This window comes from Variimorphobacter saccharofermentans (assembly GCF_014174405.1).
GTDB lineage: Bacteria > Bacillota > Clostridia > Lachnospirales > Lachnospiraceae > Mobilitalea > Mobilitalea saccharofermentans.
In genome coordinates this window covers 1,255,789-1,271,453 of record NZ_JACEGA010000001.1, presented here as the reverse complement: position 1 = coordinate 1,271,453, position 15,665 = coordinate 1,255,789, and the positions used below count along the sequence as shown (strand labels likewise).

Here is a 15,665-nt window from a genome sequence, read left to right as displayed (position 1 = left end):
ATAAGTTCTTCGCTCTGCAAATATATATGAATAAAAAGCTTTTAAGGAATCTCTATGAGCAAAAAGGTGTTAACCGTACAAGAAATTAGTCGAATGAATCGAATCAATATACTAAAAGGAACCATAATTCTAACCATGGCTGGATTTATTACCCGCTTTATTGGTTTCTTTTATCGTATTTTTTTATCTAACGCCATGGATGCGGAACTACTTGGTATCTATCAATTGATATTTCCGGTATATACCATATGCTTCACAATCTATGCAACCGGCATTCAAACCTCGATTTCCAGATTAGTTTCTGCCGAACTGGCAAAACGCAATCCAAAGAATGCTACAAGAATTCTACGAATCGGTCTGGTTCTTTCTGTCTCAATGGCAATTGTGTTATCCTTACTTGTATATGTGAAAGCCGATTTCATTGCGAGACATTTTTTATTGGAAATGCGAAGCAGCGATTCCCTTAAGATATTAGCCCTTGTATTTCCCTTCTGCGCTATTACTTCCTGTACCAATGGATATTATTACGGACTAAAAAAAGCCGGCGTACCGGCTTCCACTCAACTACTAGAGCAGATTATTCGTGTCCTGATCGTATATCTGGTTGCTCTTAAACTGGGGGAAGGTAATATTAAGATTACCTGTGAACTGGCAGTACTCGGTATTGTAATTGGTGAAATTGCTTCTTGTTTATACAATTTATTTTCCTTATTTATCACAAAATCGCCCTCAGAATTAATACTGAACGGTCCGGACCCCAATGCTGTCACAACAGCACGTAAACAAATTATAAAGAGTCTGCTAAATCTGGCAGTCCCACTATCCGCAAACCGGCTGCTTATAAGCCTGCTGCATAGCATAGAGTCCATCATGATTCCCACCTTGCTCCGAAGATATGGACTCAGCACCCAGGATTCCTTAATTACCTTTGGTATCCTAAATGGTATGTCCATTCCCTTTATCATGTTTCCGACCGCAATTACCAATGCTCTGGCAGTTCTGCTTCTTCCAACAATATCGGAGGCTCAAGCCGTAAATAATGATAAACTGATAGGCAAGACTACCACTGTCTCGATAAAGTACAGCCTGATCATCGGTATTATAAGCACCGGAGTATTTATTCTATTTGGCAGAGATCTTGGCAATGCGGTGTTTCATAACGATTCAGCCGGACATTATTTAATGATTCTTGCATGGCTCTGCCCATTTATATACCTGACTACTACCTTGGGAAGTATTATCAACGGACTAGGAAAGGCTCATATTACCTTTTTTAATTCTGTCGTAGGTACTCTATGCAAAATTCTATTAATTATTTTTTTAATCCCAGCTAAGGGCATCAACGGTTATCTGATATCTCTTCTGATCGGGCAGTTAATTATAACCACTTTGGATATCGCTGCTGTAATGAAGAACATTTCTTTCAACCTGGATTCTGTTAACTCTCTTGTCAAGCCAGGGCTGGTGGTTGCTTTATCTGGCTTTCTTCTCAAGGAAAGCTATGATTACGTAAAAAAGATGACGAAACTAAAGGAAGTAGTATTATTACTAATCTTCTGCTTCTTGTTGTGCGTCATCAGTGTTGGTTTATTAATTATCACCGGAGGCGTGTCCAAAAAGGATCTCAAGTAGTCGGTGTGTAAAGCATAAAATTATTCTTTCCCTGCTCTTTCACACGATACAGTGCTTGATCGGCACGATCCATTAATTGCTCATAATGAAGTCCGGCTTCCGGATATATGGCAATACCAATGCTACCTGAGATTGGTATTGTTTTCATATTAGAAACATAGGTCGTATCCAGAGCATTCCTTAGTATCTCAGCGCGATACATAACATCTTCAATGTCTTTGATGTTTCCTGAAAATACTACGAACTCATCTCCGCCAATTCGGCCTATTATCTCTCCTTCGGAAAAAATAGACTTAATCTTACTTATAACAAAGCTTAAAACTTTATCACCCTGCAAATGTCCGTATGTGTCATTGATGCTTTTAAAATTATCAAAGTCAATAAACATCAGCATGTGTTTGCCGTTTTTATTGCCAGATATGAATTTATCAATCTTTTTGATGGTAACTTCTTTGTTATATACTCCGGTTAGCGGATCTCTGGTTGCCTTGAACTCTAAAGCTTCCAATTCCCTTTTCTGAGCATCTACATTAACCAGCTTACCAATCACTCGGATTGGTCTCTTATCGTCATCGAAAATAGTTTTTCCCATAAGCTGGCACCATATAAATTCACCAAGACGGTCTTTCATACGAAATTCAGCCTCTATGATACTCTTTCCCTCGGCTAGTTCCTGGCACAGCTCCAGAAAAATACCCCAGTCATCAGGATGTATAATATCCCTTCGCATAGTGTAGTTCTTAATAAAATCTGGTTGATTCGTACTAATACCGAATAAGTCTTTCATTCTCTCGTTATAGATCATCTCATCATTGCGGATATGATACTCAAAAAGAACATCCTTTGAGAGCTCTGCTGCAATTCGATAGCGCTCTCCCTCCAGGAGGATAAGCTCCTGCATCTGCTTTTGTTCTGTAATATCTACCAATACAACCGATATGGTATGCTTTCCATCATGTCCCGTCGTACTGCTACCATACATCAATCCATATAGTATGGCTCCACTCTTGGTAATCATACGAATCTCACATCGTATCATTTCATTGGACAGTTGTTCCCTTATGTTACGATAAAAGTATTTATCTTTGACATCAACATATTGGGACAAGGTTACCGTTTTCTTCGATACATCCTCGGCTTCATCATAGCCAAGCAATTCATAGAAGCCCTTACTGGCATAAATAATTCTACAATCATCCTCAAGAATGAAATGAACCAATCCTGCACGAATATTATTTGTGATTTTATTTAATTCTACCGTTGCTCGTGTAGTCTCTTTCCTGCTTTTCAAACGGTTATATAGATTAAATGTCAAAATAATAATACAGGCACTAATAATGATAATTATCAATGTCAAAAAAACGATCGAATAATTATTTAGAATTTCAATCAGTTTCATAATATGCCCCCCAGCCTATACACTGATATAAGCAACAAAGTGATAAACCGTTCTATATTACTTCCCAATACCAGGTTGTACAACAATATATGGACATATGGTACAGGAAGGAAGAGATACAGCTCCGTTATATTATCAAAAAAAGGTCTAATGAAATCAGTGTGTCTTTATTATTATACTATAATAAAGACAGGGAAATCAATTTCAATTTACATTTATTTGATTCATTGTCTTCTTCGTCACAAAAGGGCTTCGCCACTTAATACAAAAAATGATGTAATTATTGCTACCGACGGAGACAAAGAAATATTAACCAGTGAAGGAATCACGATTTTAGCATCATTAAATCTTAACGAAGTTGATGAAAAAGATATTGATATTTTTATATTAACTGGGGAGCGAAATTGATAAATCAAAAAATAAAAACTTACTTGTAAAATTAGTTAGAAGTATACATGAGCACAAGAAGATTTTAGCAGGTATTTGTACTGGCTGTGATATAATAATACTTCACTTAAGCAATAGTAGTCTGATTATTTTGATTGTATGATGATATAATCCAGGTTACATGTCCCTCCGTCATCTGGATCTCTACGAAATGCTATTTTATTATCTCCTGCCTTTAATTGCAACGTCATATATACTTTACTTACCGTCATCCAGTTTGCTGTCCTATATAACATGACCTGCTGCACATCTACTCCATTCACATATACGCTTAATGTCTTATCATTTTCACTTGCATTGGCATATTGTAAGACTACGGTATATTCTCCATTCATAGGGATGTTTACATCAAAGCTAGTTTCTGCTCCTTCGTTACCATAACCGCATACAAAGTAATCACCAGAATAGCCTGGTAAGTCATTCGCTACAAATGCACCTCCGCTTAATTGTGCATCCTCTGCTTCTATCTTTATATCAACAAGTGGATTTACTTCTATATAGTCTATGTTGCAACAGCCTCCATCTTCCAGATCACGTCGTAAAGAAATAGTATTAATACCTTCCTTCAATTCGATAATCTCGTAACAATCTGCCCATTGATTCCATGCAGACATTTTTGCAAATATTGTCTGTTTCACATCAACACCGTTTACATAGATACTTAAACTTTTATCAGAACCACTTGCATTCGCATATCGAATACATAAACGATACAGTCCCGCGCTTGTTGCTTTGACTGTAAACTCCGTGTCTGCACCATCATTTCCGTAACCACATACAAATCCACTTCCTGAATACCCCTCATGATCGTAGGCTTTACGTGCACCTCCGGTTAATGTTGCAGCCTCTGCCTCATATCTCGTCTCCACAATGACTTTTTCCTTCGTTGTAAACGTTAATTCCTCAGAGCAGGATGTATTACCCTCTGCATCCTTACTAATGATTCGATAGTAATACGTTGTACCCGGTGTTAAGTCTGTTATTCTCACTGAGTGCTGAGTCGTAATTATCTTATTTTGATCAGTTACATATCCATAATAGGAAGTTTCTCCATATTCTATATAAGAATAGCTGTTTTCATCGGTACTCCAGTTAACCTCTATTTCTTCCTCAGAAACTATATTCGTTGTAATTTCGGTGATAGCAGGAGCTTTGTAATCCTTAATACTCGTATCAATCGCGATAAAATCAATATTACAGCAACCTCCATCATCAGGATCTCTTACCAACGATACTATATTTTCACCTGCATTTAAATGAATTATCTCTTCTTTATCAACCCAACGCCTCCAGCTGGACTGCTTTGGCAGAAATGTCTGTTGTACGTCAGTTCCGTTCACATAAATACTTAAGCTTTTTTCAGCTTCGCTCGCATTGGCATATCGAATAAATATTTTATAATCCGCGGCTACCGGTACATTTACTTTGAAGGAAACTTTGGCTCCATCATTTCCAAAACCACATACAAATCCATCACCTGAATAGTTATTAAATTCTCTTGATATTCGTGCTCCATTTTCTAATAGACCTGCTTCCGCTTCGTAGATCACTGTATTGGCAGGTTTTTCAGGCGTTATGAAATCTGTCGTAAAGGCGAAAACATCCGATATGCCCTGCACCCCATTATTATCCGTACTAACGATTCTGAAATAATACACGGTATCCGGTTTTAAATTCGTCAACTTCTGCGAAAATTCTTTTTTGTATTCTCCTGTGTAAGAAGTTGATTGACCAAATAGATCTGATGTACCATACTCAATTTTGGATTTTGTTATTCGATTCGTATTCCATGTTATAGTTGCTTCATTGGTTGTGACTGCCTCAACTTTAATATTTGAAATAACAGGCAGATTCTTTGATATCGGTAAGTCACATTCATAAGCTCCAATGTCAGGCTGTCCAATCATACCTTCCACTACGATTTCTCTTCCATCTAATTCATTCGATAAATCGATACTCGATAATGCGGTTCCGGAATTAACTAGTTTACTATTCGGTGATAACTTTAAGAAGTTTGGACTACTAGGATCCAGACTCAGAAAGTCATTAGCCGTAACCTGAACTTCTGGCTGTAGTGTACTATTCCATGAATTGGTGTATTGTTTCGTATAATTTTCAACCTCTTGATTAATCGTTTTGATGCCAATTTCAGGAATATCAAATACATTAGGATAGGACAGACAATTGATTGCTGTATTATAATTCTTATATAGATTATAGTTAGGCAAGTTATCATAAGCCGTACAATTAATAAGTATATTTCCTATTCCACCATTTGTCGAAAAACCATCGCGCGTATTTTTATAGGAGATGCATTGAATCACTATATTATATGGTCCATTCCCTAACTTGAAGCCATTCCCATCTCCTAAGAATTTGCCATACTTCGACTGCCATGGAACCAATGACGCACGAATGCTACACCCATTCGATGTACCGTTCTCATAGGCAACACATTTTCGAAACTCATTATATCCACCATTATAAGTATCATAACCATCATCGGAGTTATTATAGGCAACACATTCAATTAATGTATTACTTTTCCCGATCAGGCCAAAGCCATCCCCATGTTCTCCCGGATTATCATATCCCGTATCATTGGGTAAACCTTGAAAATCAAAATTATAGCTCGATACGCAACGGATGAATGTATTGTTATATCCATCAATATAAAATCCCTTACCATTATGGTTACTGGATTCGATATCTATATATGTATTATCATGTGCTGTTTCATGATCATGAATTCCATGGCTTGGACCATTTATTACTGAAAAACCTTTGAAAATATTGTAAGCACATCGAATAGTGAGTTGATGTGCAAGGGCTCCATATGCCGCTCGGTTACATTCACGATCTGATCCGTCAATTATTACTTTTTCATTCTGATAGCACTCCCAAGTTATAGGCTTACCACTTTCTCCACTAATTGTTATTTCCGGAGCCTCATGATATACCCCTTCCCTAAGATATACCGTATCTCCTGGTTTCACAAGTTTTGCTACCTTGCCGATTGTCTTAAACGGAGTGTCGATCGAAGTTCCTTTATTTTTCTCATCATCGGAACCATTAGGAGACACATAATACGTAACTGGTTTATGATCGGATGTTACACTTGTTTCTGAAGCATACACTTCTTCTGCTTTTACGAATGCAAAGAATAAGTATACTAAGCCGAAAATAAACAAGAACTTTGCATGAAGCTTAAATAATCGATTTCTCATTTCATTATTTTTCATTCTTAATCCCCTTTCGACAAAATATGGTTTATTTTGACAGTTCTATATTACCAAAGCCAATTAGTTGAGTCAATTAATGAATTATACCTAGATTGGTTTCTAAACGATAACAAAGATACTGCCAAACCACTGAACCGATTTGGCAGTATCTTCTTCCTGTCTAGAGTATTCATTGTCTAAACGATTATAAGTAATACTATTTTACTTCTACTTTTATTTTCTTTTCTATATTACCAGCTCTGGCTATGATATAACCTGTTCCGATTGACTTTGCCACTGCTTTACCGGTGTTTTTATTAATGGTTATTGTGGCCTTATTGGAGGTGAAAAACGTGATATCCTTTGTATCCACTCCATAACCTTCTGCCTTAAAGGTATAGGATTTTCCTTTCAACAATGCGTCTGTACTCTTGGTCAGTTTTATATATGCCTCTTTAACTGTAATCGTTGTCTTAAAGCTTTTCTTTATTCCGCCAACCGTAACCTGTGTTGTAATAGTTGTTTTCCCAACCTTCCTCGCCTTGATTTTCCCGGCGGAGGTAACGGTTGCCACTTTTGGATTGCTGGACTTATAAGTAATGACAATTTGAGAGCGATCCTCTTCTGTAATCTCTTTCAGATAATCCGGAAGCTCCGGCTTTAGGTTCATGCTTTTATTTTTCGTTCCTCCAATATAGAGAGTCCCTTTATCCGTACTGATTGCAATCTGCTCTACTGCTTTCTCATACATAGGCACTTTGCTAAATACCATAACATAATCAGAGGCATGTGTGAAATTGCATTGTACCGAACCATTCTCATTTACCTTCGCTATGTATTGTAGCTCCAGTTGCCCTGTTGACATATTATAATAGAACAGTTGTACATATTGCCCTGCGTTCTTCTTATCCATATTGATGGTAAGTACTGCATCAAATCCAAAACTGCCATTATGGGACAGGCTAATATTTCGATAAATCTGTTCTTTCGCTACCTCATTGATAAGCTTCTCCGGTATGACCTCTGTATCCACTGTTACGCCCAAGTTAATATCCTTCAGGTTATCATCCGTGATACTCTGCCCATTAATGCTCCAAGAGATTCCCTCTCCCAATTCAAAAACAACGGTGAGATCCTTTCCTTTGATGGTGTCAAAAACATCCTTCGGTACAATCAAGGCACCGTTCATATCAATCGTTACCGTATCACCGGTCTGAGACTGTCTGATCAGCTCCTTGATTGCTTCCCAACCGGATTTATTGCTGTCATCTTTGATGATCGGCGTTCCAGCATCAGGTTTTGTAGTATCTATTTTAGTAGAACCACCTGGGCTGCCTCCAATACTTCCATCGTAACGAGGCACCTCTTTTAAAACTACCTCCAATTGCACTGCCCATTGAGCCGGTTGCAGTTATATCTCCTCCACTAATTCTTATGGTTCCACCTTCAACAGGATATCCAGAACCAATTCCAGCTGCATATAATCCACCGTTTGCAGCAATTGTGCCACCATATATTTCTATTGTATCAACAGTTCCATATGGTGCGCCGCCGATACCTGCAGCAAAATTCCCAGCAGTAGCGGTAACAATTCCACTTTTTATTTTGATTATACCTGCATTATTCATGTATGCGCCACCAATACCTGCATAGTACATAGCACCATTACAAATTAAGGAACCCTCTCCTTCAATGATAAGTGTAGCGGTACCTGCAACCTCAATACCACAACCGCTATTATTAGATATTAGTTGATTTACTGTGTTTTCTTGTAATGTTAATGTTAATTGTGCTCCATCTCTAACTGCAATTGGTGAGTTGCTATTTAAGCTTATTCGTACACCTGCAAGTGTAAGTTTCGCATTTGCATTGTTAGCAATTATGATAGAAGTATTAGTATCGAATATTTCCGTATCCGAATTAGTATTAAAAATAGTAAGATCCGCTCCATTTTTTATTACTACTTCCGCTCCATTATAAGTATAATTTATACCTTCAATTCCGCCTAGGATAGTGAAACTCCCCTCCACACTACTTGACACAATTTCTTGTAAGCTCTGTAGTTGTGCAAAATTCTGTAATAATGGTAATTCTTCTGTAATCTCATTTGTAACATTTTCAGTGTAGCCTTCATCATTTTTGGTGCTATTTTCTGATTGTTCTGTCGAAGGAGCAGAATTACTGTTGTTAAGATTGATGTCATTAAAATTGCTGTTATCAGGATTGCTGGGATCAGTATTATTGTTATTAGGATTAATAGAATTAACTTCATTATCATATGTTGCATCATTATTTGTTTGATTTTCATCACTTATGGTTTCGTGACTACTTTCAGCATTACTTTCATTATAGAACTCCTGCGAATCTTCTGCTGCATACACTGGTATTGGCAATATAGTAAAAACGAAAGCAATACATACAATAATACTAATAATTTGCTTCTTCATACTATTTACACCTCCTATTTTCATATAAATTTGACAGATTATTCTCCATCTCAATTTCAATTACTCTTGCTACTAAAATTTTCGTGATTTTTTATTAGCTTTTTTAGAATTAATCTTTTAAACTTTTCACTCCTCAAATTTCCTATTAATTTCTTATGAGAATCACTTGCAAACGCACACTTATCAATTTACTATACAATAACCTTCGTTAATGCCCGATTATTTTGAAACAATTATAGATACATTTTATAACATTTTTTTATTGTAAACATCTATAAAACAGACCACACTGTCCGTTACAGTTCAGCTGTCATTAAGAAGTATTGCAGCTTGCCGTAAGTTTAAATAGTAAGGTGTATTAGAATGCCTGAGCTTTTGGATGAATTATCAGCGACGATTAAAAAAAGGATTTTAATTTACTCAATACGTATTTTAGCGAAGCTTAAAAATAAGTAAGCATACATAATAATTAAGGAGAGGACAACTACTGCCTCTCCTTTTTTAACTATTCATCATTATTAGCAGGGTCTTTTACCACATCTTACTTTACTCCAATGCTTCTCTTAATTTACTCCCATTTCACTCCAATTACTTAAGTATATGTAGGATTTTGCATCAATTTATAACACTATAGAATATTCCAATAAATCGCTGCAAAGCTTATAAATGCGGTGTTTCCAAGCTTTTCTTTACAACTCGTAAGGAGTAACTTGGTATACGTAGTAATTCAACCAATTTGTATACATTGCATTCGCATGGGCTCTCCATACCAAATTCGGTCGGGATTCCGGCTGGTTTTCTGGATAATAGTTCTTGGGTAAAGCAATATCCAATCCTTTGGCAATATCTCGCTTATATTCTTTATCCAGGGAAATACGGTCGTACTCAGGATGACCCATTACAAATATCATCTTTTCATTCTGATCAATTACGATAAATACACCTGCTTCATCCGATTCCGCCAGGATAGAAAGCTCACTGCATTGTAATATGTCTTCCCGGTCCACTGTTGTATAACGGGAATGGGGTGCATAAAAGACATCATCAAAGCCTCTTACAAAGGGAACTCTTCTTTTCAACACCCTATGTTCAAAGATGCCAAACATTTTTTTATCAAGTATTTTTTTCTTAATTCCATAATGATAATATAATCCTGCCTGAGCTCCCCAGCAAATATGGAGTGTTGAGATTACATTGGCTTTTGACCATTCCATAATTTTCACAAGCTCATCCCAGTAGGTTACTTCCTCGAATTCCATTAACTCGACCGGCGCACCTGTAATAATCAGTCCATCAAACTTGCGGTTTTTCACATCCTCATAGGTAAGGTAAAACTGGTCCAAATGGCTTGTAGGTGTATGTGTTCCAACATAGGATCCTGTTGTCAAGAATGTGATATCCACCTGCAACGGTGTATTCGACAGACTACGAAGCAACTGAACCTCAGTATCCTCCTTTATTGGCATCAGGTTTAGGATGGCTATTTGTAAAGGTCGGATGTCCTGGTGCATCGCTCTAGTTTCATCCATTATGAATATATTCTCGTCCTCGAGGATTCTTTTAGCAGGTAAATCGCTTTGAACTTTAATCGGCATTTTTCATCACCATCTCTTAGTCATTAATAATAGTACCTATCATATCATGAAAAAAACAATAAATCAATCAACAATCTGGAAATAATATCAACTTGCTGTAAATACAAAATATCCTGAATAGGTTGATTATATTGTATGAGGCAATTACTTATTCACTGATTTTTTTCAACATATCTTCTTCGCTCAAAACCGGAATACCTAACTCCTGAGCCTTTGTCAGTTTACTTCCAGCATTCTCACCGGTGATTACGAATGTAGTTTTCTTCGATACACTTCCTGCAACCTTACCTCCATGTTGTTTCACCAATTCTTCCATCTCGCTTCTTCCCATACTGGGTAAAGTACCTGTGATCACAAAGGTTTGTCCGGCAAAGCGCTGATCTGCTATGGAATCCTGTGAGGAATAGAAGTTCATTCCTGCCTGTTCTAAACGTTCCAATATGTTTTTATTTACTTCAGAGGAAAAGAATTCTACGATAGCTCTGGCACTGATGTCACCCACATCATTGATAGCAACCAGCTCCTCATAGGTAGCATTCATCAGATCATGCATTGATCGAAAATGCTTCTTCAGCTCCGCTCCAGCCTGCTTTCCAATATTCTTAATACCAAGTCCTGTAATTAAACGGTCTAGATCGTTGGATTTGCTATCCTCGATTGCCTTAAGCAGCTTATCCGTATTTTTTTCTTTTCCAATTAGTCCTTTTTCAATCAGTTCATCTCGATAGTTCTTAAGATAGTAGATATCTGCAATGTCTTTGATATATCCTTCTTTTATTAAGACTTCAATATAGGCTTCACCAAAACCTTTGATATCCATTGCATTACGCCCCACAAAGTTGATAATGTGCTGGCTTAGCTGTGCAGGGCAATTCAAATTCGTACATCTGGTATCCGCTGTATTTTCATCACGAATAGTTGCTGCTCCACAGCTGGGACAGGTGGATGATATATGGTAAGGAACGGTTCCTTCCGGACGTTTTGATTTTACCACTGATAATACTTCGGGAATGATCTCTCCCGCTTTTCTTACGATTATCGTATCACCTATTCTAACATCAAGTTCATTAATACGGTCCTGGTTATGCAAGGTAGCACGTTCTACGTTCGTACCGCACAGTCGAATTGGTTCGAATATGGCAGTTGGAGTTATTCTGCCTGTTCTCCCAACCGATAATCTGATTTCTTTAACAACTGTCTCCTTTTCTTCCGGTGGATATTTATAAGCGATTGCCCACTTGGGTACCTTCGAGGTGGTTCCAAAGTATTCACGGTCCTCCAGATTATCAACCTTTACGACTGCTCCATCGATATCATAGGGTAAATTGCCACGGGATTCACCGATTTCACAAATTGCTTCCCACACCTCATCAGCCGACCGGCATAATCGATATCCTTCGATCACCTTAATTCCTTGGTTCTTTAACCATTCCAGGCTTTCTGAATGTGTTCGGAAGGTAATACCACTAACGTCCTGTACATTGAATACAAAGAGTGAGAGCTTACGCTCCTTAACCACCTCCGGATCCAGTTGTCGAAGTGTCCCCGCTGAGCAATTTCTAGGATTCGCAAAAAGCTTCTTCCCCTCTGCCTCCAGCTTCTCATTAACTGCAGCAAAGTCCGCATTTTTCATGTAGACCTCGCCCCGGATTTCTATATAGGGTACAGCATCCTTAAGCTTTACTTTCACATCCTTTATCATCTTAACATTGGCTGTTACATCCTCTCCATAATTTACTCCGTCCCCACGGGTAACGCCCTTGATCAGATTGCCATTATCATATCTCAGGGAAACGGATAGCCCATCTATTTTCTTCTCCACCACAAATACTGCATCGCTTCGTTCCTTTTTGATCTTTTCTACAAAACTATATACCTCTTCCTTCTCAAAGACATCCTGCAGACTCAACATAGGAACATTATGTTTAACCAGTACTCCTGCTTCTCTTTTCGCTTTTCCGCCTACTTTCTGCGTCGGAGAATTACTATCCGCCAATTCGGGATGCTCTTTCTCTAATGTTCTAAGACGTAAAGAAAGCTGATCATACTCATAATCCGATATTTCAGGATCATCCTGATTGTAATATCGATCATTGTGATATTCCAATTCTTTTCGTAATTGCTCTATTTCCTGCCTGATATCCATGACATCAATACCTTCCTTTTATCATTTTTACGTTAGCTCTAGCACCTTCAGTATACCATATTAGCCTTCCATCGGATGCCAAATATGAAATTTAAATCTGTCATCTAATAAACTAATTTTGCACACTTTTACGTTTTTGAATTAACCGGTTTAACTCCTCTATTTCCTTCTCTGTCACATTACGGAAATCACCCGTCTTTAACCTTCCTAACTGAATGTTCATAATTCTAACACGTCTAAGGTGTACAACACGGTATCCAAAATACTCACACATTCGTCGAATTTGTCGGTTGAGCCCCTGTGTCAGGGTAATTCGAAAGGTATATTTGTCAATCATCTCCACCTTACAGGGATTCGTAACGGTATCCAGGATTGGTACACCCACTGACATATTCTTTATAAAGTCCGATGTTATTTCCTTATTTACTCTTACGATATATTCCTTTTCATGCTTATTTTCTGCACGTAGTATTTTATTTACGATATTTCCGTCATTGGTTAGTAGAATTAGCCCTTCTGAATCCTTGTCCAGACGACCAATAGGATATATTCTCATTCCATAGTTAATATAATCTATAATATTATCAGGCTCTCTTGGGTCGGTTGTACATACAATTCCTTCTGGTTTATTAAATGCTATAAGTACCAGTTTTTCTTCCTTTTGAAGCTGCTTACCGCAAAAGGTAACTACGTTGTTCTTTGTAACCTTAGAGCCCATTTGAGCAACAACGCCATCTATCATTACTTTTCCTTCAGAAATGTAGCGATCTGCCTCTCTTCTGGAACATACTCCTGCTTCACTTAGAAATTTGTTAATTCTAATTTCTTCTTTTTCCTCCCCCTGAGAGGTTAAATTCTTAGTTCTCTTTGCCATATTTTTCTCCATACAAATCCTTTTTTGTAAGCTTTATTATAATTGATTTCCTTTCTTTCGTCTAGTTATAGAATGTATCATCTGATATAACAAGAAAGTATGTAATGGTATCTACAAAACCTTCCGTTTGTGTGGTGAAATACGGAATAGCTGTTGTTACCATAACATACTTTCTCGGTTTTCTAATGTTCCTTCTGAAATACTCAGAAATTGCTTTTCTAAATTTATTTCTCACACTATAAATATTTTTTCATAGTTTCAATATTGTCCTCTTCCTTCTTTACAAACTCCTCAGCAATCTGTTTACTAATACCGTCAGAATTTTTGCTTTCATGTATCAGTTTGGTCATTTGGGTCACTCCCATAGTACTGCCCTGTATTATCATTTGAGCAATATGACTATCAGATGACTGGAATAATGTATTCATCTTGACATTACCCTTCATCATCATCCGGTCATATACGGACTTTTCTTTTACTTTCGCATTATTCATCTCTAATTGCTGCTTCGACCGATCTGCAATTTCCTGATAATCACGTAAATGCCGATGCAAGTCAATACTCATCTTTTCATTAGTAACCTTATCAATCACCTCTTCAATAGCTATGATTCCCGTAGAGGCATTCTGATATGTCTTTTCCAGCAAATCTAAATCAACATTACCAATCATATAAAAAACTCCTTATCCTATTAAATTATTAATAGTATAAGGAGTTATTATTATTTTATTCTTCTGAAGTAGTCTCTTCCTGATTGTCTGTCGCTGAAGTATCCTGAGCCTCTGAGGAGTCCTTCATTTCATTCTTTGTATCTGTATCAGACTTTTTATTATTATTTGTCAGTTTCTCAATACTCTTCCAAAAGTTGAGTAAGTCCTCGTCCTTTTCTTTCGCTTCCTCACTCTTCTTATTGGTCATATTAATGATTTCAACTACATCCTCATCCGTGTTTCTAGCATCATAATAAGCCTTTAATTCCTCATCCATCTCACCGGAGAAGATCTTCAAGTCACCCCTTGCATCCGTTATCACATAGAACTTTGATAAGCTTGGCGCCGGTGTATTCACACTGGTAAACTTTATCTCATGATAAACATATACAATATATGTTCCTTTCTGAGCACCTTTCTTAACATAAGGTTTAATCTTCTGATACTCATCGATGTATTCCGTTTTCTTTTGCAGCTGTTCCTGAGATTCAACCTTTGTTGGATTGCTAAGAATAGACTTTAATTGATCAACATCACAGTTATTCTTTGCAACATAATATTTTTTAAATAATTCTTCGATTTCCGGATATCCTTCCTTCTCTATCTCATACACAGGTAATGGTGTAGGAGTAGGAGCCTCAGTTGGTTCCGGTGTTATGGTTGCGGATGGCATCTCTGTTGGAGACGCCACTGCCGTAGTCTCATATACCTCATCGACACTTGTAGAACTTGTATCGGACAGCAAACTGGCTTCCACTCTTGGTGCTCCATTCACAGACTCTTTCGCCTTGGGCTTGTCCTGAGTTATGGAAAGTGTTAATAATCCAATTCCCATAGTACTCATAGTTGTAAATAATATGATCTTTTTATATTTAAGTTTCATTATATCTCCTCGATTATGTATTATATAATTCCTTTTTTCATTCTATCAAAATATGACGAAAAAGTCAACAACGATTTGTAATTTTTATGTAATACAATTTAACATTTTTGTAACATTTAATTCTATGATGTGAAATTTGAAGAAACCTTCTTTACTTTGCTTTTTAGATAGTATATAATAACATAGTCCAAGGCTCAGGATAATAATTCGATGAGCCTAGACTTGCACCTGTAGCTCAGTGGATAGAGCGTTCGCCTCCGGAGCGAAAGGCCGCTGGTTCAAATCCAGTTAGGTGCATTTAACTTTTCGTA

Annotated in this window: 10 protein-coding genes and 1 tRNA gene; 2 read left to right on the top strand and 9 right to left on the bottom strand. The window is 37.3% G+C overall.

Features of this window, described 5'->3' with window-relative positions; all coding sequences use genetic code 11:
* Positions 1-54: 54 nt before the first annotated feature.
* Entirely contained in the window at positions 55-1,632 is a 1,578-nt protein-coding gene (locus tag H0486_RS05560) for a putative polysaccharide biosynthesis protein (protein ID WP_228352052.1), read from the top strand.
* Here H0486_RS05560 and H0486_RS05555 read toward each other — a convergent pair.
* The 9 genes from H0486_RS05555 to H0486_RS05515 all read right to left on the bottom strand — a co-directional run bounded on the left by H0486_RS05555 (position 1,625) and on the right by H0486_RS05515 (position 15,354).
* Complete coding sequence (locus tag H0486_RS05555; protein WP_228352051.1) at positions 1,625-3,031, bottom strand: bifunctional diguanylate cyclase/phosphodiesterase; 1,407 nt, start codon at positions 3,029-3,031, stop codon at positions 1,625-1,627. The two genes, H0486_RS05560 and H0486_RS05555, sit on opposite strands and share 8 nt — an antisense overlap.
* A gap of 533 nt (positions 3,032-3,564) precedes the next feature.
* Positions 3,565-6,720: a CBM35 domain-containing protein gene (locus H0486_RS05550; RefSeq protein ID WP_228352050.1), complete on the bottom strand. Its 3,156-nt coding sequence runs from the start codon at positions 6,718-6,720 to the stop codon at positions 3,565-3,567.
* Positions 6,721-6,916: 196 nt separating this feature from the next.
* Complete coding sequence (locus H0486_RS05545) at positions 6,917-8,083, bottom strand: Ig-like domain-containing protein (protein ID WP_228352049.1); 1,167 nt, start codon at positions 8,081-8,083, stop codon at positions 6,917-6,919.
* A complete protein-coding gene (locus tag H0486_RS05540; protein WP_228352048.1) occupies positions 8,013-9,146 on the bottom strand; it encodes a carbohydrate-binding domain-containing protein in 1,134 nt (377 codons plus the stop codon). Before H0486_RS05540 ends, H0486_RS05545 begins: the two co-directional genes overlap by 71 nt.
* Positions 9,147-9,835: 689 nt before the next feature.
* On the bottom strand, positions 9,836-10,741 hold the full coding sequence (gene metA / locus H0486_RS05535; protein ID WP_228352047.1) for a homoserine O-acetyltransferase MetA: 906 nt from the start codon (positions 10,739-10,741) through the stop codon (positions 9,836-9,838).
* Positions 10,742-10,889: 148 nt separating this feature from the next.
* Positions 10,890-12,887, bottom strand: coding sequence for an NAD-dependent DNA ligase LigA (gene ligA, locus H0486_RS05530; protein WP_228352046.1), 1,998 nt, complete (start codon positions 12,885-12,887; stop codon positions 10,890-10,892).
* 112 nt (positions 12,888-12,999) lie between these two features.
* Positions 13,000-13,761: a 23S rRNA pseudouridine(2604) synthase RluF gene (rluF, locus tag H0486_RS05525; RefSeq protein ID WP_228352045.1), complete on the bottom strand. Its 762-nt coding sequence runs from the start codon at positions 13,759-13,761 to the stop codon at positions 13,000-13,002.
* 236 nt (positions 13,762-13,997) lie between these two features.
* A complete protein-coding gene (locus H0486_RS05520; RefSeq protein ID WP_228352044.1) occupies positions 13,998-14,432 on the bottom strand; it encodes a hypothetical protein in 435 nt (144 codons plus the stop codon).
* Between the two features lie 55 nt (positions 14,433-14,487).
* Positions 14,488-15,354 (bottom strand): hypothetical protein, encoded by an 867-nt coding sequence (locus tag H0486_RS05515; RefSeq protein ID WP_228352043.1) that lies wholly within the window; start codon positions 15,352-15,354, stop codon positions 14,488-14,490.
* A 224-nt stretch (positions 15,355-15,578) separates the two neighbouring features.
* Here H0486_RS05515 and H0486_RS05510 point away from each other — a divergent pair.
* Positions 15,579-15,651, top strand: a tRNA-Arg gene (locus H0486_RS05510).
* The last annotated feature ends 14 nt before the right edge of the window (positions 15,652-15,665 follow it).

Excerpts from the sequence above, each read along its gene's own strand:
- H0486_RS05560 (WP_228352052.1), top strand. The coding sequence starts at position 55 with ATGAGCAAAAAGGTGTTAACCGTACAAGAAATTAGTCGAATGAATCGA.
- H0486_RS05555 (WP_228352051.1), bottom strand. The coding sequence starts at position 3,031 with ATGAAACTGATTGAAATTCTAAATAATTATTCGATCGTTTTTTTGACA.
- H0486_RS05550 (WP_228352050.1), bottom strand. The coding sequence starts at position 6,720 with ATGAAAAATAATGAAATGAGAAATCGATTATTTAAGCTTCATGCAAAG.
- H0486_RS05540 (WP_228352048.1), bottom strand. The coding sequence starts at position 9,146 with ATGAAGAAGCAAATTATTAGTATTATTGTATGTATTGCTTTCGTTTTT.
- metA (WP_228352047.1), bottom strand. The coding sequence starts at position 10,741 with ATGCCGATTAAAGTTCAAAGCGATTTACCTGCTAAAAGAATCCTCGAG.
- ligA (WP_228352046.1), bottom strand. The coding sequence starts at position 12,887 with ATGGATATCAGGCAGGAAATAGAGCAATTACGAAAAGAATTGGAATAT.
- rluF (WP_228352045.1), bottom strand. The coding sequence starts at position 13,761 with ATGGCAAAGAGAACTAAGAATTTAACCTCTCAGGGGGAGGAAAAAGAA.
- H0486_RS05520 (WP_228352044.1), bottom strand. The coding sequence starts at position 14,432 with ATGATTGGTAATGTTGATTTAGATTTGCTGGAAAAGACATATCAGAAT.
- H0486_RS05515 (WP_228352043.1), bottom strand. The coding sequence starts at position 15,354 with ATGAAACTTAAATATAAAAAGATCATATTATTTACAACTATGAGTACT.